We start from the raw sequence: 22876 nt of genomic DNA on the forward strand, positions 1-22876 counted from the left end.
GGGTTTTCTTTTTATCTTTCATTTCTAACGTCTTTGTTTAAACTCAGGATTTCTGCCACCTGTTCATCTGTCAGCTTCTGTGGCTGTATATTTGGTCTGCCCAGATAGTAGCCCTGAACATAATCCACACCAAAGCGGATCAATGCGTGCAGCTCACTGGCGGTTTCCACCCCTTCGGCAATAATCTTAATTTTTCTTTCCTTAAAATAGGTTACCAGGTTTTGCAGCAGCTTTTGCCGGTTAATATCCTCATCAATATTCTGAACAATCGACATATCAATCTTTACATAATCCGGCGTCATAAACAGCAGATTCGCGTCGCTGTTATAGCCTGTTCCAAAATCATCCAGAGCTAAGCCGGCTCCCCAGTTTCTTATATAGCGCTGTTTTTTACGCGTAAAGCTTTCATTTGTACGTTCTTCCTCTGTCAGCTCGACAACGACCTGTCCCAGAATGGGCTGGTAAAGCTGTTCCAGCTCTTCCATCTCATCGCTGGAGAGCAGCTGGTTGGAAATGGAGTTGATAAACATCCGCGCGCCGCCAAAGGCTTCCCGATTTTCTTTGAGTGCCTTCAGGCTGTTAAACCAGGTCAGCCACTCGATCTGATGAAGCTTGGACTGTGACTTGGCAAGCGCCAGGATTTCCATCGGAGTTCTCAGCGTCGAGAGTCTGGAGCGCATGAGTGCCTCATAACCGATAATCTGCCCATCGTGTATATCAACGATCGGCTGAAAATGGTAATCAACCAGATTGCCGTCAATAAATTTGTTCAACTCCTCTTTGTTTTCAAGCAGATAGGCGTTTTCGCTGTAACTCTTGGAGTCAAACTCGCAAAACTCGCCCTTGACAGAGTTTTTAATCTGGTACATGGCAAAGTCAGCATATTTTAAAAGCGCTTCATAGGAGCATGAATCATCCGGGTACCAGGCCACACCGCCGGAGGCTCTTATCTTGAGATCCGGATCATTCAGCAGCGGAAAAGCTGTGTTCAAAAGCCTCTGCCGGATCTCTGATATGATCGGGCGTATCTGATCCTTGCTGTCATAGCCATAAATCAGGGCATAAAACTCATCGCCGGATATTCTCGCGAAAATCGCGTTGGCAGATGCAAACTGTTTGAGGATGTTAGCTGTGCTGCGTATGTACTCATCCCCAAAATCATGACCATAGGTATCGTTGATGTATTTCAGGTTATCCAGGTCAAGCATGAGAACCGCTGCAGTTTTAAGCGTTTCAGGCGCCTCAAACCGCTCATTCAGCGCGGCATAGAAAGCCCGCCGGTTCAGCAGATTGGTCAGAATATCATAATCACGTTCATGCTCTATTTTCAGCCGTTCCAGCGTCTCAATCGTCACATCCCGGATGACGCCGAGAATGTTCATATCGTCCTCTACCAGCTTAATTTCAATCCACTTGCTCTGCTTGTTCCGGTCCATAATTTCAATAACCGTCACATTTGTCTGAGGGTCAAAATCCTGGTTCAGGATTTTAAGGCCAAGCATGATGGTTTCGAAGTCTTCTCTGTTCAGACCATCAGCTGGCTTTTTCGCATGGGTTATATTCAGCATCTTGAAAAAGCTGTCCGTGCAGTAGACCTCCTCAGTCACCTTATTAATTTCAAAAGCGGCAATCGGTATTCCTGCAATGGCGATAATGCGCGAGAGCTTAGAAGCAGAACTGGCCACATCCTGGCTCAGGGTCTCAATGGCTCCGGCCAGCTCATCAATCTCTGTAATATTTGTTTTGTCAAGATTTACCGGCATCCTCGGGTTACTTTTTTTAACCTGCTGTACCAGCGTTGTAATGGGCTTGGTAAAATGGATACCAGCGAGCAGAATCCCGATCAGTCCAATGGCAAGAGAAATAACCAGCGCAATCATAACCATCCGCATGACCATATCCGAAAAGGCAAACAGGCTTTTATTGGTTGTCACACCGACAAGGGCCCATTTATCTCCCGAAAAGGGTGTATTGCTGTTGTACAGATTCAGGTACTGAACCGCGCCGAGCGCATCCTCTGTGATCCGCTCATTCTTTTTTATACCATAGATATTTTTGTAATAGGGATCGTCTTCAAAGGTTGTATGGTCGGCATTTCCGGCAAGCCGCTTATAGGCTGTCCCGGTCGTCACCACATTTTGAAAGCTTCCGTCATGATTGGCGTCCACCGCCAGAAGATAGGAGGCATTTTTATTGGAATCCAGCTCCGTATTCGGAAGGATCTTCTGAAGATAATCCGTTGAAATTTCAACGCCCAGCACCCCGTAAATCGTTCCATCGTTTGTTCTCAGCGGTACCGAATAGGTGATCACATCACTTTCGTCTGAATTCAGCTTAAAAGGATGACTCCAGTAAGCAAGGTCTGAATAGGCAAGCTCGGGGTTCTTGGCCGCGGCCTCAAGCGGCTTGTAATAAAAAGCCGACGTCTCCGGGTCATCCCCCGAGAAGTTCAGCAGCGGCGCCCAGCCCGTTGCCATGGTCACATTCGTGGCCTTTGTGACATCGACTGGCGCCCGCTCCAGTGAAAGGTCTGAATTGTCCACAACGTCATTCCCCGGGTCTGAATCCCGGATGTACAGGGAGGTCTTCTGCGCAGACTGCCCAGGTTCCAGTTCATAATTTGTGTCATTGCCTGTCAAAACAATAAAGGCGCCTGTCACAAAATTTTTTCGGAGCAGATAAATCAGATTTCGGGTATTTGAAGAAATGATGGCTTCGGGCAGTGCTGGGTTTGTACCCATATCCTGCACCGAAGCATTTTTTTCCTTCAGTACACTTTCGACAGTGCTGTTGATGCTCTTAACCGACTCATCCACATTGGACCAGCGTTGAATCATTTCATTCTCAAGGTAATTTTTCCGGTTAATGACTCTTTCGTTGAGGATGTCCAAGGCGTTGTTATTTAATTGTTCAATTGTTCCACCCCACAGGATGACAAAGGAAAATAGAATTGCCTGTATCACCATGACAATGATCATTGGAGTGAAAATTTTTCGAATAATGGACCGGTTACCCCAGTCCAAAAATTTATGCTTTGCCATTGAACACCTCGTCGAGCATTATTTTTGAGTTTTTTCTAGTTCTTTTTTCAGGTTTTCATACCATTGATTGAAATTTTCATCGGTATTATAGGCTGCAACGGCGGCCTCCTTAGCTGTTCCGGAGGCAACGGCGGCTTTTACAGCTTCTGCATCAGCTATGGCTTTCTTTTTCATTGAAGCCTCGAGAATATTACGGGCATTCGTACCGCCTTCAAAGGCTTTGTTGGTGTATAGCTCATTATTATTGGTAATATCCACAGCTACCGGAAGGGTTTTAGCCAGATTATCCGAAATAGCGTTGCCACCGGCTTCTTCCATTGCCGTCTCAAGCATTTCACGGGTGTTCGCTTCTTTCTTTACAGGCAGATAGCCAGAAGTGATTGAAAAGTCAATGTTTCTCTTCGCCTCGGTCAGCCATTTAAGGAAAACAGTCGATGCATATTCCTTGCGCTCATCCGATTTAACGACGACCATACCGGCCCCCTGTTGTACCGCTACCTTTTCGCCGTCCTTAAATTCCGGCGCCTGCATTACCACTGTTTCGATCGGATAGCTCTCGGTATCGCTGACGGTTACCTTAGAAGGATAATAGGTCGCACCGGAGGACGAGCCAACCAGTGCAATAATATCACCGGTTTTGGCGTCATCAGAAGCAAAGCGCCCATAGGAAGCAAAATACCCGTTAATAAAAGGTATATAATAGTTGTCCCAAAGCTTGCGCATCACATCCTTATCCAGATTAAAGGTCACCTCTCCGTTTTTGACCTCGAAAATTTCCACGCCCAGCTGCTTAGAACCAATGATCATATAATTTGCCATGGCGTCACGGTTAAAGAAGGCTTTACCGCCAGACCAGTCATAATATTTTTTAGCTGTATCGGTCAATCCCTCAATTGTATTTAAACTGTCCAGTGAAGCGCCTGTGGCAGAAGCAAACTTGTCCCAGTCTGTCTTGTTAATCATCATGACTTCCATTGACTTGGCAAAGGGGAAAATTTTCAGGTTTTCCTCACTGTCAAAACGCCCCTCTTCAATATAGCTCGGGATGTACTCCTCAATTTCCTTTTTAGTCAGATAACTATCCAGTGAAGCGACCATTCCAAGCTTGTCGACCTGGTACGCCGTATCTGCGTAGCCGGCAAAAATATCCGGCACCTCATCCGCACCAACCTTTTTATTGGCGGATGCCAGCACCGCGTCGGTCAGCTCGTTGACGTTCCCCTTATTAAAAGCTTCGACGGTAATCCCCTTTTCCATACCCACGGTATCGTTAAACTCTGCTACCATTTCGTCAAAGGCCTCTTTTTGCGGACCGTTGTAATAATGCCATACTTCAAGCGACACCGGATCATCAGGGCTCAGCTTGACCTTTGTCGCCGGTGATGCGCTGCACCCCGCCAGTGTAACCGATAAAACAAGCAGCGTGGCAAGTGAAAAAATGCCAATTTTCTTTTTCATACTTCTCTCCCTTTTCATTCAAGTATATTATAATGATTATATACCATAACAGACAAATTAGCCAGCTTAAAATAAAGTTCAGCTATTAATAAAATTCATAGTATAAAAAAAGCTTGATTTCTTTGTTAGAGATCAAGCTTTGAAAAACACATATTATATGGTGCGCCCGATTGGATTCGAACCAACGGCACATGGCTTCGGAGACCATTGCTCTATCCACCTGAGCTACGGGCGCATTTGCTACTGGTCTATTATACTATAAAGAAAATAAAATGCAAATACATTTTTCAAAAAACTATGGGCAAATAGAAAACATGCAGTCCTTATTATAAAACAGCGCGGCATTATTATCGATCATTTTACCAAATCAAACACTTTTTTACCAAAATAAAAAGCCAGCTTTCACTGGCCTTCTATTATTTCTGATGCACCACCACACCCGTTCTTACCAATTTTACCGGATTTTCCAGGCAATCGCCTACCGGACAGCGTGATTCGATAAAATCTGCCAGTTTTTCAGCTTTTTTCTGCGATGCGTCGGTTGTCATATGCATGGTAAAACGAATTTCGGAAAAGCCGTTTCGCACCTCTTTATTCAACCCCATAAAGCCGTCTGGATCCAGGTCGCCCTCCAGTTCAACATAAAAGTCCTTTAAATCAATGTGCATGGCCCCTGCAAAAGCATATGCGCAGATGGTCTGACAGGCACCCAGCGCGCTCAATACTGCTTCCACAGGATTTAAACCTTTATTGGTTCCGCCCAGATCTTCTGGTTCATCCAGTAGAATTTTAAAATTCCGCGCTGTTGTCTCAACCTGTAAGCCTTCCGGTAATTTTTTTGCTGTCGCTTTGAATATCGTGTTCATTGAAAACCTCCTCATTTTTTTACTATTATATCTCACTAAAGGCTCTGTGTCGGTGACAAAGTCACTGAGGCACTTTATGGTTAACTTTAGAATAAACTGTTATAATGAATTTACTAAAATTAATAACCGGAGGTTCACTATGTCTGAATCTATTTCCTTTCTTCCTTTCTGGGATGCCCTGACCGATTCAGAAAAGGCCGCCATCAACCATAGTATTTTTATCCAGAAATATAAAAAAGGGACTGTGGTCCATCAATACAGCGGCAATTGTATCGGTCTCAATATTCTTCAAAAGGGACGCGCGCGTATTTTTATCACCTCACCCGAAGGGGATGAGATCACCTTATGCCGCCTGCTTGAAGGAGAGGTCTGTATTCTCAGTGCCGCCTGCATGATTCACAATCTGAATTTTGATATTGATATCGCCTATGAGGAGGATACTGAAAGCTGTATCATTCCAAAGGATATTTTTAAGGCCATCAGCGACACAAACCCAAGCGTGAAGGATTTTACGCTCGGCATGGTCGCCAACAATTTTTCCATTATCATGGAACGGTTTAATCAGTTTGCCTTCTCTAGTATGCGCAACCGATTATCCAATGCCCTTTTAGAACACTACCGTCTTGAAAAAAGCAGAACCCTCCATTTAACGCATGATGCGCTGGCCCGGGATTTAGGAACTGCCCGCGAGGTCGTAACCCGTCTGCTCAACCAATTTCAGGCCGAAGGGCTCGTTCAGCTCTCCCGCGGAGAAATTACGCTTCTGGACCCGGAATCTCTTTATTTAAGCTCTTAGATATCTATTTATACTATTATTTTCGCATTTAAAAAGCCGGCTTTTCTGCCGGCTTTTCTCTCTATTAACTTTTTGCCTCTTTATTATTTTTGACGAGGCGCAATTTTAGGCTTGCTGTCATCCTCTACCAGTGTTTTCAGAGAGGCGGCTAGCCCTGCAAGGCCCTGTATCTCTGATGGAATAATGATCTTCGTCGCTTTTCCATCAGCTGCCCTTTCAAAAGCCTCCAGGCTTTTGATGGCGATGACCTCTTTAATCGGCTCGGCCTCGTTCATCATCTTAACCCCTTCAGCCGTTGCTTTCTGCACCTTAAGGATCGCTTCTGCTTCCCCTTCGGCACGGCGTATCTGGGCTTCCTTATCTGCCTCGGCTTCTAGAATCGCCGCTTCCTTTTGAGCCTGGGCCTGTAGAATCAGCGCTTCTTTTTCACCCTCTGCTACGAGCACCGCGCTTTTCTTTTCGCCCTCTGCCTGAAGAATTTTTTCACGTCTTTCACGCTCTGCCTTCATCTGGCGTTCCATGGCGTTTTGAATTTCAGTCGGCGGCATGATATTTTTCAGCTCGACGCGGTTAATCTTAATCCCCCAGGGGTCAGTTGCTTCGTCAAGGATGATCCGCATCTGTGAATTGATGGTATCTCTGGAAGTCAGGGTCTGATCCAACTCCAGATCCCCAATAATATTACGAAGGGTCGTGGCCGTCAGGTTTTCAATGGCGCGCATCGGATGATCAACGCCATACATATAAAATTTAGGATCTGTCACCTGCATATAGATTACTGTGTCAATCTGCATCGTAACATTATCCTTGGTAATAACCGGCTGTGGTGGAAAATCCGCAACGCTTTCCTTCAGGCTGATCCTTTTAGAAATTTTATCAATAATTGGAATTGCCATATGAAAGCCAGTTTCCCATGTCGCGTGATAAGCGCCCAAACGCTCAATGACATAGGCGTGTGCCTGCGGCACAATCCGGGTATTGAGCACCACCAGCACCACTACCACAATAATCAGGATTAATAAAAAAATAAAACCCATTTTGTCCTCCTTTAAAGTTTGTACTTACGGACCATGGCTTTAACACCCTCGATCCGCTCTACCAGCACTTCGGAACCGGCCGGCAGAATATCGTTATCCATCACACTACGGGCTGTCCATATCTTACCGTCTACCTCAATGCTCCCGGTACCGTGCAGATTATCAATTTCCTCCAGAACAATGGCTCTGAAACCAACGATCCGGTCCGCATTGGTTTTTGATTCCTTTGGCCTGATAAATCGTTTGATAAAAGGCCGGGTCAACAAAAGCAGAATAAGGGAGACACCGATAAAGAGACCTGTCTGCAGGCCAACTCCGCCACCTGCCAGCGCGCAAATCAAGGCCGCGCCGGAGCCAAAGCAAAACCAAATGGAAACCAGAGCACCCACAGTTAAAATCTCTGCTATCAAAAATATAACAAGCAGTACAATCCAGACTGTGACCATACTGATACCTTCCATATGAACGCCTCCTTTCCCTTATGTTGAAACCATTATAACCTAATTTACGACGAATTAACAGCTTCTTTTAAAAGCTTTACATTTTCTTTATATTTTAGGAGGATTTTTGATGTTTATTCTTTTATTTGTTCAAGATACCGGCAGATGATCAGCCGCATTAGCAGCAAATCGTTCATATTTCCTTTTGGGTCTATCCCCAGGCACTGGTCTACCTTCTTTTTCCTGAAAATAACCGTATTTTTGTGTAAAAACAACTCACTGGCTGTCTGCTCATATCGAAAGCCGTTTTCCATGAGATGCTTCATGGTCCATACCGCGTCCATTACGCCCTTTCCAAAAGAATCTTCCATCAATCTGATATGGGGATCTAAAATTCTTTCCCGGGCCTCATCCTCCATTTGGTTATAAAAGCCTTCAATTAAGTGACGGTGGCTGAAAAACAATGCTGTATCCTGCGGAAGTGAAACACTGTGGTACATTGCCGCAGCATCCTCATAAGATTTTCGATAGCCATTGATCCCCGTGTGATAGCCCCCGATAAAAAACTGAATGGCCCGCTGGTCCTCCTTGTCCAGATGTTCTAAAATATGCTCCTGATAATTTCTCAACGTCTGTTCAATTCTCCAGGGCTCAGCTTGATCCAGCCTTTTAAAAACCAAGATATATCCGGCGGACATTACCACAGAAAGGTCCTGCTTCGAATGGCTTTTTGAACGCTTTATGCGGTCCAGAAGCCTTTCATACCCGCCTGTGTTTGGTCTGGCTTTTATGGAAATGATGCAGGCAACCCTTGGCAGCTCCATATTATAACCCATTCGCTGCCCCCAACGCTTCATCTCCTCTGATGACATACCAGGGCTGTCACTGAGCAGCATTGTCACAAAAAGCTCCTTATCGTTTCGGTGACGGTAAAACTGGTTCATGGATTCTTCCTGTTCGATGATCAGTTCAGCTGTCATTTTCACCAGTTTTCCAATATTGCGGACTTCGTCAGGTTTCCCGGTAATCCCCACAGCACCCAGCACTTTCCCATCTTTACTGACAATGGGCATATTGATACCAGGCTTTACCCCCTGCAGCCGGGCGGCGTCCTCCTCAGTCACTTCATAAATAGCACAGTCCCGAATTGTCTGCATGGCTGTTTCGTGAAAGGTGCCAATACGCTCAACGATGCCGCTGCCGATAATAATCGCGTTTTTATTCATGACATTTATATTATAGCCCAGGCTGTTCATTACCTCATCCGCTATCTTCTGAGCCGTTTTTGAATCGAGCATTACTTTTTATCCCCTTTTTTAATTAAAAGCCTGAACCAGCCTGAACAGATTTCGAGCCGTATTTGACAAATTCTCTTCTGTATGGGCCATTTGCCATTCAAGTCCTTCGCCGCTCTTCCAGGTTGAGAAAGCAGCGGTCAGTCCTTTTCCGTACAACGGTTCGTAGCCTTTCTCCAGAGCTCCGGATAGAGCTACAACCGGTATTCCTTGAGCCGCGGCCCTTCCAGAAACGCCGCACAATACTTTGCCCATCGCGCTCTGCTCATCGGTTCTTCCTTCCCCGGTTACAACAAGATCTGCCCCCTGCAGATGCCGGTCAAATTCCAAGACATCCAGCACGATTTCAAGCCCCGGTCTCAGCGCTGCCCCCATAAACGCCACAAATGGCAAGGCCAATCCTCCAGCAGCACCAATTCCAGGCAGATCACGAAATTTTTCTCCCCTTTGCACGGCGATGAGCCTTTCAAAATGGTCTAATCCCCTGTCCAGCCGGCTGACCGTTTCATCATCCGCGCCTTTTTGAGGACCATAGATTGCAGCAGAGCCTAATGCGCCGCAAAGAGGATTAACCACATCACAGGCAATGGTAATCTTTATTTTCTGCCAGCGTCTGTCAACAGATGAAAAATCAATGGTGACTATCTTCTCCAGACCTTTACCCGATAAGGGCACTTCCTGACCCTTATCATCCAGAAACTGTGCACCAAGGGCCGCCGACGCGCCAATTCCCCCATCGGTTGTCGCGCTTCCGCCAATGCCCAGAATTATTTCCCTGCATCCTCTTTCCAGCGCGTCCAGCATCAATTCGCCAGTACCGTAGGTCGTTGTCTCCATGGGATTCCTTTTTTCCTCTGGAACCAGCGGAAGCCCTGATGCGGCGGCCATCTCAATCACTGCGGCGCCGCCTTCTAATATTCCATATTCAGCGTCAATTTCTTCAAACAAAGGGCCCTTTACCCTTTTGGTAATTCTCTCTCCCCCTGTTACAGCCAGCAGACTGTCAACCATTCCTTCTCCGCCGTCGGATACCGGAAGCTCTATAATTTCTGCCGATTCAAATACTTTTTCGGCTTCCCTGCCTACCACCTTACAAAAAGCTTCGGCAGAAAGTGATCCTTTAAATGAATCTGGCGCTATGACAATTTTCATTTTATCCTCCTCACAATTTCTCCTAAAAAAGAAAAACAACATGGAACTTTTCTTCCATGTTATTTTATCAAAATTTTTATGCTTCCACAAATTCCAGCAATGTCTGATTAAATTTATCTGGTTCTTCCCAGAAAAGCATGTGGCCGGATTCTTCAAAAAATACGGTTTTCGCATTTGGAATCACTTCGCCGACATAGGCGCTTCCCTGCCAGTCAAAAACATTGCTGTGGCGCGCCACGCACACCAGCGTAGGCATATCGATAAAAGGAAGGAAGTCGCGCCAGTCCAGATTGGTATGGTCACGCATAACTTCGATTCTTACATAGGGCGGACATTTTGAGATTTCATCCGCAATAAATTTCACCTCTTCATCCGATGGCGTATGGTGCAGGCAGGCAGTTGCCAGCCCCTCTGCACTCTCTCTCGGGGCATATTTAATATCGTAGCAGGTACGAATAAACATTTCCACATCATAACAGCCGTTCTGTCCCCAAACCCAATCCGGGCCTGTATACTGAAGCGGCGCCTGATCGACACACACCAGCTTGCTGATACGATGTTTTCCAAAGAGCTCGATATAGCTCCACAGAATAGCAGCTCCCATGGACCATCCCAAAACCGTTACATCCTCAACGTCCAGATGATCTAGAAGATTTTTTACGTCCATCGCATAACGTGAAATACGGTGGCTATGCATAACTTTTTCAGATTCTCCGTGTCCTCTGTAATCCAGGAGAATAACCTGACATTTTTCTGCCAGCACATCACTGTTCTTTTTAAAAAACTGTGTGGTACAGGTCCATCCCGGAATCATTAAGACCGGTTTTCCTTCGCCTTTGACCTCGTAATAAAGCTCAACATTATCGTTTGTTTTAAATGTTGCCATTTGCATACCTCCTGCTAACTTTCCATTTAATTGTTTTTATTGTAAACCTTTTTCACGCACAATACAATAGGGTTCAAGTACAGAAAAAACATTCCTCCATTGTACAATAGTACAATCGCTCTCTTTTTAGAGGTCGAAAAACAGTCTTCCCGCTTTACTCATCTGTGATATAATACTATAATAATAAACTTGCTATAACTGGAGGAATAAACAATGGGTGTATATAATGGCACTGGTTACTTTATCAGCGCAGAAGATTTAAACCAAGTAAAGATTTCTGACATCGAGGCGCAATACCCAAAGGTCCGTGATATTTTTTTAAAGGAAAACAAAAATTCGTTTTCCCTAGAAGAGGACTCCTTTCTAAAACTGCTGCAGGCCAGCGGTCTGGCGACAGAACAGCCGATTATCCAATACGGCGACTCCGTCTACTTTACAGGGATTTTTAAAAAGCACCTCGACGAGAAGGATATTCAACCGGAAAGCGGCGATTATGAAATGGTCGAAAAGCTTTTAAAAGAAGATGGATATGATTATGCTGTCAGCAACGAAAGCGAGCTAACGCCTTCCCTTGAGACATTGAATGTTATTCTCAAAGCATTTGGGCTGATCAGTTGTCATGACGTTCTTGAAACCTACTGGTTTTTAATGCCATACACCGGAGACGGCCAATAAAAAACAAAGCAGGAAACTTTAGGGGGAAGGTTTCCTGCTTTGTTTTTGAAAGATTATTTAATAAGGGGTTTGAGGAGATCAAACTAATTTATAATCTAAGGGGAGGATTATTTAGTTTAATATGTAATTCGTTCTATATTTTAATTTATCAAATATTGGAGGGAGATTGTAAGATTATTTGGAAGCTTTTAAAGCCTTTTCCATCATTTCTTTTAATGGGTTGTAGTACATCATTTCTTTTCACCTCTTTCAAGTTTAGTTATATTTCAGATGATAATTTTAGGGAAATTATCATTTTCTGATCTTTAAATATATTTACCCAGTTTTAATTACTTAACACTTTTCAATGCTTTTTCTCTTAATTCTTTTAATGGATTATAGGAGTATCATTTTTCATTCTCGTCTTGGGCTGTTCCTTTAACTTGATTATATTCTAATCTCTAGAGTGCACTCTAGGTCAAGCGTTTTTGTTTTAATTTTACAATAATTTTCAATAAAATGTAAATTACATTTTTACTGAAAATTATTATTCCGTTTACATCAGCTAATTCTCAACATTTTCTAACCGAGCACTTTTCGTTTTTTGTATACAATTATATAAGAATCGTTCTTTTTTATATTTAAGATTTTTTTAAGTTTCGTTTTATCATCAAGAAAGCTGTAATTTTTTAAACGAAAACAATAGAGTGTACTCTAGCTTTCACTTAATAAATTTACACTGTCCGTATTTTCCCGCTCTAAAAAAGGCAGAAAACCGGTTTGGTTTTTCTGCCTTTGTTTTTCTGCCTTTTAAATGTTTTTATTAAACTCTTATAATTTCTGCATCCTCAATTGCTTTTTCAATCATAGGTCCCGCAATTTCTTCCATAGGTCTTTCTGATTTAACAACGGCTTCCAGCTTGGGCTTTGTCTCAGGATGCTTGGGAACAAAAATAGTACAGCAGTCCTCGTATGGTAAAATAGAGGTTTCAAAGGTGCCGATTCTTTCCGCGACAGCCACAATCTCCTGCTTATCCATTCCGATCAGAGGCCTGAAAACCGGAAGGTCTACAACTGCGTTGGTTGCTCCCAGCCCTTCCTGTGTCTGGCTGGCTACCTGCCCGAGGCTTTCCCCAGTAGTCAATGACATGGCTCCGTTGCGTCTGGCAATTTCCTGGGCGATCCGCATCATATACCGGCGGATAATAATGGTCGTCTGACGTTCCGGGCATACCTCAACAATTTTTGTCTGGATTTCTGTAAAGGGCACGACATACAACGTTACCTTTCCGCAGTAACCCGACACAATCTTTGCCAAATCAATGACCTTTTCCTTTGCACGGTCACTGGTGAAAGGAAAGCTGTGAAAATAAACACCGATCAGTTCCACTCCTCTTTTGGCCATCATATAACCAGCCACAGGGCTGTCGATTCCACCAGAGAGCAGCAAAGCCGTCTTGCCGCTGCACCCTACGGGCAGGCCGCCGTTACATTGAATAAATCTATGGTAAATATAAGTCTCTTCGCGGACCTCGACCCATAAGTTCATCTCCGGCGTGTGCATATCCACCTTAATATCCGGAATATTGCGCAGCACTACAGCTCCCAGCCGCCGTCCCAGCTCTGGAGACTGAATAGGGAAACGCTTATCCCCGCGCTTGGCCGTAATACGAAAGGTTTTAAAATCCGCCGCATTGGCCTGTTCCAACGTAGCCTTTTCAATGACATCAATATCACTTTCCACTACAATGGCCGGGCTGACTGATACAATCCCAAAGACCTTTGTCACTGCCTCAAGCGCCCCTTCCAGATCTTCTTCTGAAAGGTGGACGATAATTCGCCCCTGTATTTTCTGGACCTTTACACTCGTAAAGCGCTTCAGGGTATTTCGGATATTTTTCACCAATAAATCAATAAAGTAATTCCGGTTCAAGCCCTTCAGACTAATCTCACCATATCTTACTAAAATGACATGTTTCATCAATTCATTCCTCACTTTTATTTTTTTCGGCGCAAAAGCTTACGCAACTGGCCTACCGCATTTTCTATGGCCTTTGCAGCCTCCAGCACTTCCTCTTTAGTCGTCATCATTGAAAAGCTGACACGGATGGTACCTTCCTTGTACTCCTCGGGAAGGTCAATAGCCTTTAAAACATACTGCTTTTCCTTTTTATGTGATGAGCAGGCCGAGCCAGTCGACACATAGATGTGCTGAGCCTCCAGGCTATGAAGCAGCACTTCACCCCTGACCCCCTTAAAGGACAGACTCAGAACATAGGGGCAGCCATTTTCAGGCCCATTTACCCGCATGTCTTCAATATTTTCTTTAAGACAGCTGATCATTTCACTTCGTATGGCACGCATTTTATCCAGCTGGCCAGAACCGCAGGCCTGCTGCACTTCAACAGCCTTGCCAAGCCCCATGATTCCAGGAACATTCTCTGTGCCGGAGCGAAGGTTGCTCTCCTGGCCTCCTCCAATAATCAGCGGTTTAATTCTGACTCCCTTTCTAAGATAGATCGCTCCAATTCCCTTAGGACCGCATATTTTGTGGCCACACAAGGTTAACGCGTCAATTTTACAGGCTTTCACATCTACGGGCAGTTTCATAAATCCCTGGACATAATCGGTATGAAAGAGGCAGTCGGGGTTACATTTTTTAATAAGCCCTCCAATGGCCGCCAGATCCTGCGCTGTTCCGGTCTCATTATTAACTCCCATAATACTGACAAGTACGGTATGCTCATTGATGCTTTTTTCCAGCTCACCCATATTAATAAATCCCTCATGATCCACACTGAGGTACACCACATCCATACCATGGTCCTCATAAAACTTAAAAACCTCCATGACAGAAGGATGCTCAATCTGCGTTGTAATAATTCTTATATCCTCAACACGCTGGTTTTCAACAATCCCTTTAATGATCGTATTATTGCCCTCTGTTCCTCCAGACGTAAAATACAGCTCCTCTGGATTACAGTGAATCGCGCCGGCTATGCGGCTACGCACATCCTTAATGGCCTTCTCGACCACAATTCCCCGGTCATATAAGGAGGATGGGTTTCCATAATCCTCTGTAAGATAACGCATCATCTCTTTCGCAACTTCCGGATGGGGACGCGTTGTTGCGGAATTGTCTAAATATATTTCGTTCACTCTCATCACCTGATCTCAAATTCAATTTCCCAAGTCTGCTCTCTATTATACCCTACCGGCAGCCGTCTCTCAAGAAATACCATAAAAAAACCGGACGAATTGTCCGATTTAAATTTCCATAACAATTTTTGCTCTATTACTGTGCCTTTAGCTCTTTATCTAAAAAGATACGGCTGCCCACGGCATTGCGCTGGCCCTGGTATTTTCCGGCATAAGGGTTAAGCGCTTCCTCATCCATCTGCGCAAACACCAGCTGGCAGATGCGGCGTCCCGCCTCCAGCTTAATGGGCAGGCGATTGGCATTATAAAGCTCCAGGGTAATTTCACCTTCAAAGCCAGGGTCGACCCATCCCGCATTCTGGATAAACAGGCCCATACGCCCGATGGAGCTTCTACCCTCCACGAAAGCTGTCAAATCACAGGGAAGCTTGATATACTCCATCGTTGTAGCCAGCAGAAAGGAATTGGATGGAATAATAATTGAATCACTCTCAAACTGGACATACTGGATCTCATCCGTCATGGACATTGCCTCAAACTTATTTTCATCCAATTTCAGAAAATTACGTCCCAGCCGAATATCGACCGAGGCTGGCTGAACTTGTCCATTCTCCAAGGGATCAATAACCAGTTCACCGCTGTCTAAATATTTATAAATGCTCTTATCTGATAAAATCATTGGTACCACCTAACGTATTTTTGATTATTTTAACATGCTCCGCTCTGCTTTTCAATCTGTTTCACTAAATTATCATCTAAATTCCAAAAACCCTGATACCCGCGCAGCAAAATCGGCTTTTTAAAAAAAACTGGATGTTTCAGCTCCCAGGCATAGCGCCCATCAGAAAAATCACCCCTTTTTATCTCATCTTTTGAGAGAGAATTTCTCAAAAGCTCTACTGGGCAGCAGTCGGTTATTTCGACAGTTCCAATAATTGCACCTAACGCCATTCCCTCCTCATATTCTGAATTTTTAATTTTAGCCGCGTGAATCGCAACCCTGCCGCGTATTTTGGTAGGCCAGGAACGGGTTTCATACTGCTTTAACCCCAAAACAACGTAGTTTGCCCATGGCTGATGAATACTGATCGCTTTCAATTTTTCTCTCCTCCTTTTTTATAAACTATTTCTTATTATGAACCATTCTTTGCATTTTTTCAATAGAAGAGGTTGACCACTTCTTTAAAACCATTAAGAATTGTGGAACTGTTTTCATATAATTAAAAAATAAAAGCAATTTAGTGTCTTTTATTTAAATATTTTTAATTGAATTTAAAATGTTTTGAATTTATTATTTACTTTTCTTTCATTTACTTATAAGATAATATTATCTTTGATTAACTGGAGCACTAATCAAAGCAATAAAAAAATGTTAAGAGAGAGAGATTGGAAGAATGAACAAGTACAGACAACTCAGAAAAGAACGCAACTTGTCCCAGGCAAATCTTGCCGAAAGATTGGGTGTCTCACAGACTGCTGTCAGCCAGTGGGAAACGGATAAAAATTATCCGGATATTAACACAATTAAACAATTGGCAGATATTTATTCTGTTACCACTGATTACCTGCTTGGCGTAGACTCAAGTCGTCTGAAAAAGGACAATGAAATCGTTGTTTACACCCGTGTACCGGCAGGTGTTGAATGGGCAAATATTGAAGAACGGGCTGGTTATGAAGAATTGGGCGTTAAGATGCTTGAAAACGGCAAAACTTATGTCGGGTTCAAAGTTTCTGATGATGAAATGGCCCCTGTCTTTTTAAAGGACGATGTTCTGATCATCGAAGTTCGCGATAACTGCGAAGATGGAGAAATTGCCCTGGTACAGGTAAGCGGCTATGATGCAGAAATCAAATATGTTTTCATGCAGCCAAACGGCGTTTTGGTACAACCTTTAGTTCCTTCAAAACGCGGCGATTTTTACGCAAATACCAGTAAAGAAAAAGCGCGTATTCTCGGCGTTGTCCGCCAGGTAAGACGCAGCCTTTAATTTATCTACAAAGCCCCCTGGTTTGATCAAACCAGGGGGCTTTTTTAATGCCTGCCTCTTTCTTGACAGGAGGCATTTTAAGGCGTATGCTTAACTTAATAAAATCTAAAATCAGGGAGGCATTTATGAAAGATATTGATCTCGTTTATTTCAGTCCTACAGGAAATACCCGTAAAACACTCCAGGCCATCGCCGCCGGGGCCAAAGCCCAGGTAATTGAGCATGACAGAACCTATCCGCAGGGCCGCAAAGAAAAACTTCATTTTACAAAAGACAGCTTTGTCATTCTTGGGTGCCCTGTCTACGCTGGGCGTATTCCACCAAAGCCAGAAAATATTTTTGAAGGTATTGAAGGCGACGACACCCCTGCTGTCCTGGTTGTAACCTATGGAAACCGCGAGTATGATGATGCTTTGCTGGAGCTGAAAAATCTTGCCATTGAGAATGGCTTTGTTCCTGTAGCTGCTGCCGCTTTCCTGGCAGTTCATTCCTACAGTGACAAGCTTGCCGGCGGCCGGCCGGATGAAAACGACCTTGAAATCATGGGGAATCTAGGCCGTACGATCCGCGAAAAATATCTGCGAAAAAAAGATTGTAAGGGAACGCTGATCGTAAAGGGCAACTATCCTTATAAAGACGGCATGAACTATACACCTCTGGCACCCGAGGTATCAGAGGACTGTACCCAATGCGGCGAGTGTATCCCGGTTTGCCCTGTTGCGGCCATTAATCCAGATGACCCGACCCAAACCGACCCGGACCTCTGCATCCGCTGCTGTGCCTGCGTAAAAATCTGCCCGGTCGAAGCCCGCAAATTTACGGCACCACCGTTTTTGGCCACTGTTCAATTCCTTGAAAGTAATTTCGCAGGCATTTATAAAAAACCTGAAATCTTCTATATCACTGAAGACTAAAAAAACCGGCTTAAGCCGGTTTTTTTATTAATCTTCTTTGTTTTGTTTCTCCGCAAAGCTATCTAAAAGTTTTTCTAATATTTCAACAGAATCATCGCCCGGATTTTCTTCGATCAGTTTTTCGACACTCTGCCCGATATAGTACTCCAGATCATCCTGGGTAACGTCAAAATCTTCGTCCTTTGCTATCTCTGCGAGTTTTCCAAAAAGGTGATGGCGTCTTTCTTCCAGGCGTTCTTCTTTTGATTTTCCATCAAATACGACGCCCTCAACAAACTCGTCCCATTTGTTCGCTATCTTTTCGCCAAGACCTTCTCTTTTAGGGGCTGGATTTGCTTCTTTTTCAGCCTCTTCCTGCTGTTTATCATCAATGTGAATGATTTCTTCTAAGATATCATCCTCCGGATTATCTGGAATGGTCGTTAACGGTGTGTAGCTTTCGGTCATCAATGCCGGGTCCATAAACATGTAACTGCCTGTTTCCAGAAGCTTTTCGTTATATTTTTCCAAAGCCTCGCGGTTGTCTTTAATGTAAGTAATAAACTTTTTAACTTCCTGTAATGCCATGGTCTCATCTCCTTATTAAATCATATGATTTTAACTATCTATTATAATATACCCAAAACCTTTAAATCATCAAGCAAAGTCTCTCTTTTTCTTTATAAATATAAATTACCGTTTCTTACCAGTCCGCGGCTTTAATCCTTTTTTACCGTGATTTTTATCATATTCATATTACATCTGTCACCACTTTTATATTTTGCTGTTAAATGCTCTTAGAATCCGTTATAATGAAGTCACTACAAAGCAAGGAGAATAAAAATGAGACATTCACTCGGTAATGCCCTTTGGGGGATTTTCTTTATAGCTCTTGGCGTCGGCTTTGGCGGACAGGTCATGGGATACTGGCATTTTTCATTATTTTTCAGCGGCTGGTGGACTTTAATCATTATTATTCCCAGCATTATCAGCATTGTTCAAAACGGTTTTAGAACAGGCAATTGTATTGTGCTGGCCATCGGCGTTTTATTACTGCTCGGCGAACAGGATTTTATCAACGGACATTTAATCGGTGAGCTCATTTTCCCGTTAATTCTGGTGATTATTGGCGTCAGCATTATCTTCCGCGGCAGAGGCAGCCGCCGTTCCCGTGAGGTTAAGCTTCTTACCCAGGGAGAAACACAGGACTATACCGCCATTTTTGGCTCACAGGAGCTGCGTTTTCCAGGGGAGTCCTTTCGAGGCGCAACGCTGACCGCTGTATTCGGAGGTATTGACCTTGATTTAAGGGACGCGCTTATTACAGAGGACATCACCATCACCACGACCAGCATCTTCGGCGGTATTGATATTAATGTACCGTCCAATGTGCGGGTGGATGTCTCCAGCACCCCGATATTCGGAGGCGTTTCTGATAAAACGCCCCGCCCCGCCGTTGCAAACCCGCCCACTATCTATCTCAACAGTGTCTGTATCTTTGGAGGAGTTGATATTTTATGAGAAGCACCAGTAAAGTCGTAAAATACGTTGCTATCGCCCTTGGGCTGATTCTGGCGATCTTTATCATATCTGTCATTGTTAAAACCGCCCTGAGTCTCTTTGGCGCTTTTGGACACTTCGGCAACAATACCGCCGGCAGTGTTGTGACAAATAAGGAATTTTCTCAGGAATTTAATGGCGTCACAACGCTTGACCTTGATTTTTCTGCTGGATATCTGGAAATTCAAAAGGGCGATGTTTTTAAGGTCGAAGGTTACAACCTCCCGAGTAATTTTACTGCCGAGCAAAAGGTTGATACCTTGAAAATTAAAGATAGCATTAAAGACCCAGTGAATTTTTTAAATGCCTTGTCGGATTCTAAAAAGCCTCATCTCACTGTCACCATCCCTGAGGGTGCTGCCTTTAAAGAGGTAGAGCTGGCTTTTGGCGCCTCAGACACCAGCATTGATACCCTTAAAACAGGCCGTCTGAAGGTGGATATGGGCGTTGGGCGCGTTGAGATGAGCAGCATCATCGCTGATAATGCCAAATTCAATAACGGCGCAGGGGAAGTTATTCTCTCAGATATGAAGATAAACGACATGGATATGGAATGCGGTGTGGGTAGGGTTTCCTTTGAAGGCTCTCTCACTGGAAAAAATAAAATTGACGGCGGCGTCGGTGAGACGACCTTTGCCATCAATGGCAATGCCGCGGATTTTGACATAAAAGGTGAGCCTGGGCTTGGTGAGCTTACAGTGGATGGATCACGCTATACGAAAGACCGTTTCAGAAACAGCGGAGCCCCCAACAGCTTAGAGATAAACGGTGGTGTCGGATCACTGCGGATCGCTTTCGAATAAAATAAAAAAAGACACGGAAACATCGTATATGATCCGTGTCTTTTTTATTATGCGTTCATCTGTTTTTTGTATTCCAGGAATTCATCATAACTCGATAACCGGTCAATAATGCCGTCATCTGTCAGCTCGATGATCCGGTTAGCCAGCGTCTGCATAAACTGATGGTCATGGCTGGCAAAAAGAATTACCCCTTTAAAATCCATCAATCCGTTGTTAACCGCGGTGATGGACTCGAGATCCAGGTGGTTGGTCGGCTGGTCTACCACCAATACGTTAGAGCCGAACATCATCATTCTGGACAGCATGCAGCGTACCTTTTCCCCGCCGGAGAGCACGCGCACCTCTTTATAGATATCATCCCCTGAAAAAAGCATACGTCCTAAAAAGCTTCTCAGGTAGGTTTCTGTTTCCTCGGTGGTGAACTGTTTCAGCCACTCTGCTATATTAAGAGTACAGCCCTCAAAATAGGAAGTATTATCCTGTGGAAAATAGGAGGTCGAAACGGTTTGCCCCCACTTAAAGCTGCCCTCATCAGGCTCCATTTCCCCCATCAGAATTTTAAACAGGGTCGTCATGGCAATTTCATTTTCAGCGACAAAACCGACTTTATCCTCTTTGTTAATTCTGAAGCTTACATTGTTTAAAACCTTCACACCGTCGATAGTCTTAGAAAGGTTTTCTACCTCTAATATTTCTTTTCCTGGTTCGCGGTCCATATTAAAACCAACATAGGGATATTTTCTGGATGAGGCCGGCATTTCTTCAACAGCCAGCTTATCAAGCAGCTTTCTTCTGGAGGTTGCCTGCTTGGATTTGGACTTATTGGCTGAGAAACGGGCGATAAAATTTTGCAGCTCTTTTATTTTATCCTCTTTTTTCTTGTTCTGGTCCTTCAGCATTCTCTGAACGAGCTGACTGGATTCGTACCAGAAATCATAATTCCCGACATACAGCTTGATTTTTCCAAAATCAATATCCACGATATGGGTACACACATTATTGAGGAAATAGCGGTCATGAGACACCACGATCACAGTGCCGGGATAATCCATGAGAAATTCTTCCAGCCAGACCACTGCCTGGATATCCAGGTTATTAGTCGGTTCGTCAAGCAGGATAATATCCGGCTTTCCAAAAAGGGCCTGAGCCAAAAGCACCTTGACCTTTTCATTACCGGTCAAACCGCCCATCTGCGCGTCAATGATGGAGGCATCCATCCCAAGCCCTTGCACCAGACGGGAAGCGTCAGATTCGGCTTCCCAGCCGCCCAGATCGGCAAATTCTCCCTCCAGCTCTCCAGCTCGGATGCCATCCTCATCGGAAAAATCCTCTTTCGCATAAATAGCGTCCTTTTCCTTCATAATGTCATAAAGATGCTGATTTCCCATAATAATGGTGTCCAGCACTGAATAGTCGTCAAAAGCGTAATGATCCTGCTTCAATACGGACATGCGCAGTTCTTTAGGCATAATGACATCACCGCTGGACGGCTCGAGATTACCAGATAAAATTCTTAAAAAGGTGGATTTACCCGCTCCGTTGGCACCGATAATACCATAGCAGTTTCCCGGTGTGAATTTTATATTAACGTTTGAAAACAAATTGCTTCCATCAAAATTTAAACTTAAATCAGATACTGTAATCATTCTGTAACTTCTATACTCCTCTGGTTTGAAAAATATGGCGCTTTGGCCCATGAGTCTCTATTATAGCCTAAACCCAATGCTTTTTCCAGTTCTTTCTGCTGGAAATTATCGTTAATTCAAAAAAGGAGCGCCGCAACCTTAGCGGCACTCCTTAAGCCTATTTCAGATCGCTTATTTTAAACTCGACCTTATCTTTTTCATCTTCAGGATGTTCTTCTGCAGGATCAACTGTTTTTTCGGGTTCTTCCATATTTTCTCTTGTTTCTAAAACTTCGATTTCTCCGCTGACTTCTACAAATTCTTCTACTGGCTCAGCATCGACCTGCATGATCGCTTCCATTTCCTCATCCAGATCCTTTTCCGGTTCCAGCTCAATAACGGTGGTTTCATCGCCAATGACAATGCGCTGTTCCAGTGTAATGGCGCCTGTCGGACATTTTTCAAAACAAGCTTGACACTGGGTACATTTATCGTAATCGATGGATGCCAGATTATTTTCAACCGTAATGGCTTCCACTGGGCATACCTTCACACAGGCTTTACAGGCAATACAGCCTATATCGCAGACAGCGCGTACCAGCTTGCCCTTGTCTGTATTACGGCAGTCCACATGCACCAGCTGGTCTGCCGGAATCAAATCGATAATGCCTTTTGGACAGGCATCCCTGCATTTACCACAGGCCGTACATTTATCAACGTCCACCTCGGGCAGACCGTTATCACCAATGGATAACGCACCAAACATACAGGCGCTGACACAGGTACCAAGCCCCATACAGCCATGCCGGCATGTCTTTACGCCGCCGCTCGCAATCATGGCCTGGCGGCAGTCCTGAATACCATAATAATCCGCACGGTTCGGCGAATGGGTACAATCACCGTTGCAGTGAATACAGGCCACCATCGGCTCGCTGCTGCCGATGCTTTCTCCCATAATCTCTCCAATGGCCATGGCTGTGGCCGCGCCGCCTACCGGACAGGCATTCACCGCCGCCTCACCGTTTACGATGGCCGCCGCAAGGGCATCACAGCCTGGAAAGCCGCAGCCGCCGCAGTTTGCCCCTGGAAGGGCATCTCTCACCAAAGGAACCCGCTCGTCCGTTTTAACCTCAAATACCTTTGAGGCGATGGCGAGACCAGCTCCGAAAATCAATCCCATGGCACCTAAAATACCTACAGGAATCAGTAATTCCATTAACATT

Annotated in this window: 21 protein-coding genes and 1 tRNA gene; 6 read left to right on the forward strand and 16 right to left on the reverse strand. The window is 44.4% G+C overall.

What is annotated here, in order from left to right; translation table 11 throughout:
• Positions 1-11: 11 nt before the first annotated feature.
• The 4 genes from DW091_RS12855 to DW091_RS12870 form a co-directional block, all read right to left on the reverse strand.
• Entirely contained in the window at positions 12-3041 is a 3030-nt protein-coding gene (locus DW091_RS12855; RefSeq protein ID WP_224168800.1) for an EAL domain-containing protein, read from the reverse strand.
• Positions 3042-3059: 18 nt separating this feature from the next.
• Complete coding sequence (locus tag DW091_RS12860) at positions 3060-4499, reverse strand: extracellular solute-binding protein (RefSeq protein WP_118518329.1); 1440 nt, start codon at positions 4497-4499, stop codon at positions 3060-3062.
• A 158-nt stretch (positions 4500-4657) separates the two neighbouring features.
• Positions 4658-4734 (reverse strand) — tRNA-Arg (locus tag DW091_RS12865).
• 181 nt (positions 4735-4915) lie between these two features.
• Positions 4916-5365: an OsmC family protein gene (locus tag DW091_RS12870; protein ID WP_118518330.1), complete on the reverse strand. Its 450-nt coding sequence runs from the start codon at positions 5363-5365 to the stop codon at positions 4916-4918.
• A 139-nt stretch (positions 5366-5504) separates the two neighbouring features.
• Here DW091_RS12870 and DW091_RS12875 point away from each other — a divergent pair, with 139 nt between their 5' ends.
• On the forward strand, positions 5505-6161 hold the full coding sequence (locus DW091_RS12875) for a Crp/Fnr family transcriptional regulator (RefSeq protein ID WP_074616999.1): 657 nt from the start codon (positions 5505-5507) through the stop codon (positions 6159-6161).
• Positions 6162-6244: 83 nt separating this feature from the next.
• On the opposite strand, the gene DW091_RS12880 is transcribed toward DW091_RS12875, so the two are convergent.
• From DW091_RS12880 to DW091_RS12900, 5 genes are all read right to left on the reverse strand, one after another.
• Entirely contained in the window at positions 6245-7198 is a 954-nt protein-coding gene (locus tag DW091_RS12880; RefSeq protein ID WP_038351343.1) for an SPFH domain-containing protein, read from the reverse strand.
• Between the two features lie 11 nt (positions 7199-7209).
• A complete protein-coding gene (locus DW091_RS12885) occupies positions 7210-7659 on the reverse strand; it encodes an NfeD family protein (RefSeq protein WP_058694165.1) in 450 nt (149 codons plus the stop codon).
• A gap of 113 nt (positions 7660-7772) precedes the next feature.
• Positions 7773-8936 (reverse strand): sugar diacid recognition domain-containing protein, encoded by a 1164-nt coding sequence (locus DW091_RS12890; RefSeq protein WP_118518331.1) that lies wholly within the window; start codon positions 8934-8936, stop codon positions 7773-7775.
• 18 nt (positions 8937-8954) lie between these two features.
• Positions 8955-10085: a glycerate kinase gene (locus DW091_RS12895; protein ID WP_118518332.1), complete on the reverse strand. Its 1131-nt coding sequence runs from the start codon at positions 10083-10085 to the stop codon at positions 8955-8957.
• Positions 10086-10161: 76 nt separating this feature from the next.
• Complete coding sequence (locus DW091_RS12900; protein WP_013380924.1) at positions 10162-10971, reverse strand: alpha/beta hydrolase; 810 nt, start codon at positions 10969-10971, stop codon at positions 10162-10164.
• 213 nt (positions 10972-11184) lie between these two features.
• Here DW091_RS12900 and DW091_RS12905 point away from each other — a divergent pair, with 213 nt between their 5' ends.
• Positions 11185-11646: a hypothetical protein gene (locus tag DW091_RS12905; protein ID WP_118518333.1), complete on the forward strand. Its 462-nt coding sequence runs from the start codon at positions 11185-11187 to the stop codon at positions 11644-11646.
• An 802-nt stretch (positions 11647-12448) separates the two neighbouring features.
• Here the strand turns inward: DW091_RS12905 and thiI are convergent.
• The 4 genes from thiI to DW091_RS12925 all read right to left on the reverse strand — a co-directional run bounded on the left by thiI (position 12449) and on the right by DW091_RS12925 (position 15882).
• Positions 12449-13606, reverse strand: a complete 1158-nt coding sequence (thiI, locus tag DW091_RS12910; protein WP_058694161.1) for a tRNA uracil 4-sulfurtransferase ThiI — start codon at positions 13604-13606, stop codon at positions 12449-12451.
• Between the two features lie 17 nt (positions 13607-13623).
• Positions 13624-14790 carry a cysteine desulfurase family protein gene (locus DW091_RS12915; RefSeq protein WP_058694160.1) on the reverse strand — a complete coding sequence of 389 codons (1167 nt, stop codon included), beginning with the start codon at positions 14788-14790 and terminating at the stop codon, positions 13624-13626.
• Positions 14791-14920: 130 nt separating this feature from the next.
• Positions 14921-15463 carry a dCTP deaminase gene (gene dcd / locus DW091_RS12920; RefSeq protein WP_058694159.1) on the reverse strand — a complete coding sequence of 181 codons (543 nt, stop codon included), beginning with the start codon at positions 15461-15463 and terminating at the stop codon, positions 14921-14923.
• A gap of 29 nt (positions 15464-15492) precedes the next feature.
• Positions 15493-15882 (reverse strand): ASCH domain-containing protein, encoded by a 390-nt coding sequence (locus DW091_RS12925; protein ID WP_058694158.1) that lies wholly within the window; start codon positions 15880-15882, stop codon positions 15493-15495.
• 296 nt (positions 15883-16178) lie between these two features.
• Here DW091_RS12925 and DW091_RS12930 point away from each other — a divergent pair, with 296 nt between their 5' ends.
• Positions 16179-16772, forward strand: coding sequence for an XRE family transcriptional regulator (locus tag DW091_RS12930; protein ID WP_013380933.1), 594 nt, complete (start codon positions 16179-16181; stop codon positions 16770-16772).
• A gap of 125 nt (positions 16773-16897) precedes the next feature.
• Positions 16898-17686, forward strand: coding sequence for an EFR1 family ferrodoxin (locus tag DW091_RS12935; RefSeq protein ID WP_158577892.1), 789 nt, complete (start codon positions 16898-16900; stop codon positions 17684-17686).
• 27 nt (positions 17687-17713) lie between these two features.
• On the opposite strand, the gene DW091_RS12940 is transcribed toward DW091_RS12935, so the two are convergent.
• Complete coding sequence (locus DW091_RS12940; RefSeq protein WP_074617005.1) at positions 17714-18253, reverse strand: hypothetical protein; 540 nt, start codon at positions 18251-18253, stop codon at positions 17714-17716.
• A gap of 255 nt (positions 18254-18508) precedes the next feature.
• Here DW091_RS12940 and DW091_RS12945 point away from each other — a divergent pair, with 255 nt between their 5' ends.
• Together DW091_RS12945 and DW091_RS12950 are read left to right on the forward strand one after the other, a co-directional pair.
• Entirely contained in the window at positions 18509-19186 is a 678-nt protein-coding gene (locus tag DW091_RS12945) for a LiaF domain-containing protein (RefSeq protein ID WP_058694155.1), read from the forward strand.
• Positions 19183-20028: a DUF4097 family beta strand repeat-containing protein gene (locus tag DW091_RS12950; protein WP_118518335.1), complete on the forward strand. Its 846-nt coding sequence runs from the start codon at positions 19183-19185 to the stop codon at positions 20026-20028. Before DW091_RS12945 ends, DW091_RS12950 begins: the two co-directional genes overlap by 4 nt.
• 47 nt (positions 20029-20075) lie before the next feature.
• Here DW091_RS12950 and DW091_RS12955 read toward each other — a convergent pair whose 3' ends face one another.
• Both DW091_RS12955 and DW091_RS12960 read right to left on the reverse strand, forming a co-directional pair.
• On the reverse strand, positions 20076-21674 hold the full coding sequence (locus tag DW091_RS12955; protein WP_058694153.1) for an ABC-F family ATP-binding cassette domain-containing protein: 1599 nt from the start codon (positions 21672-21674) through the stop codon (positions 20076-20078).
• Between the two features lie 157 nt (positions 21675-21831).
• Positions 21832-22875 (reverse strand): RnfABCDGE type electron transport complex subunit B, encoded by a 1044-nt coding sequence (locus DW091_RS12960; protein WP_058694152.1) that lies wholly within the window; start codon positions 22873-22875, stop codon positions 21832-21834.
• Position 22876 lies beyond the last annotated feature (1 nt).

This window comes from Eubacterium sp. AM05-23 (assembly GCF_003477535.1).
In the GTDB taxonomy this organism is placed as follows: Bacteria; Bacillota; Clostridia; order Eubacteriales; family Eubacteriaceae; genus Eubacterium; species Eubacterium maltosivorans.

Coding starts and splice junctions, on each gene's coding strand:
- DW091_RS12855 (WP_224168800.1), bottom strand. CDS start 3,041: ATGGCAAAGCATAAATTTTTGGACTGGGGTAACCGGTCCATTATTCGA.
- DW091_RS12860 (WP_118518329.1), bottom strand. CDS start 4,499: ATGAAAAAGAAAATTGGCATTTTTTCACTTGCCACGCTGCTTGTTTTA.
- DW091_RS12870 (WP_118518330.1), bottom strand. CDS start 5,365: ATGAACACGATATTCAAAGCGACAGCAAAAAAATTACCGGAAGGCTTA.
- DW091_RS12875 (WP_074616999.1), top strand. CDS start 5,505: ATGTCTGAATCTATTTCCTTTCTTCCTTTCTGGGATGCCCTGACCGAT.
- DW091_RS12880 (WP_038351343.1), bottom strand. CDS start 7,198: ATGGGTTTTATTTTTTTATTAATCCTGATTATTGTGGTAGTGGTGCTG.
- DW091_RS12885 (WP_058694165.1), bottom strand. CDS start 7,659: ATGGAAGGTATCAGTATGGTCACAGTCTGGATTGTACTGCTTGTTATA.
- DW091_RS12890 (WP_118518331.1), bottom strand. CDS start 8,936: ATGCTCGATTCAAAAACGGCTCAGAAGATAGCGGATGAGGTAATGAAC.
- DW091_RS12895 (WP_118518332.1), bottom strand. CDS start 10,085: ATGAAAATTGTCATAGCGCCAGATTCATTTAAAGGATCACTTTCTGCC.
- DW091_RS12900 (WP_013380924.1), bottom strand. CDS start 10,971: ATGGCAACATTTAAAACAAACGATAATGTTGAGCTTTATTACGAGGTC.
- DW091_RS12905 (WP_118518333.1), top strand. CDS start 11,185: ATGGGTGTATATAATGGCACTGGTTACTTTATCAGCGCAGAAGATTTA.
- thiI (WP_058694161.1), bottom strand. CDS start 13,606: ATGAAACATGTCATTTTAGTAAGATATGGTGAGATTAGTCTGAAGGGC.
- DW091_RS12915 (WP_058694160.1), bottom strand. CDS start 14,790: ATGAGAGTGAACGAAATATATTTAGACAATTCCGCAACAACGCGTCCC.
- dcd (WP_058694159.1), bottom strand. CDS start 15,463: ATGATTTTATCAGATAAGAGCATTTATAAATATTTAGACAGCGGTGAA.
- DW091_RS12930 (WP_013380933.1), top strand. CDS start 16,179: ATGAACAAGTACAGACAACTCAGAAAAGAACGCAACTTGTCCCAGGCA.
- DW091_RS12935 (WP_158577892.1), top strand. CDS start 16,898: ATGAAAGATATTGATCTCGTTTATTTCAGTCCTACAGGAAATACCCGT.
- DW091_RS12940 (WP_074617005.1), bottom strand. CDS start 18,253: ATGGCATTACAGGAAGTTAAAAAGTTTATTACTTACATTAAAGACAAC.
- DW091_RS12945 (WP_058694155.1), top strand. CDS start 18,509: ATGAGACATTCACTCGGTAATGCCCTTTGGGGGATTTTCTTTATAGCT.
- DW091_RS12950 (WP_118518335.1), top strand. CDS start 19,183: ATGAGAAGCACCAGTAAAGTCGTAAAATACGTTGCTATCGCCCTTGGG.
- DW091_RS12955 (WP_058694153.1), bottom strand. CDS start 21,674: ATGATTACAGTATCTGATTTAAGTTTAAATTTTGATGGAAGCAATTTG.
- DW091_RS12960 (WP_058694152.1), bottom strand. CDS start 22,875: ATGTTAATGGAATTACTGATTCCTGTAGGTATTTTAGGTGCCATGGGA.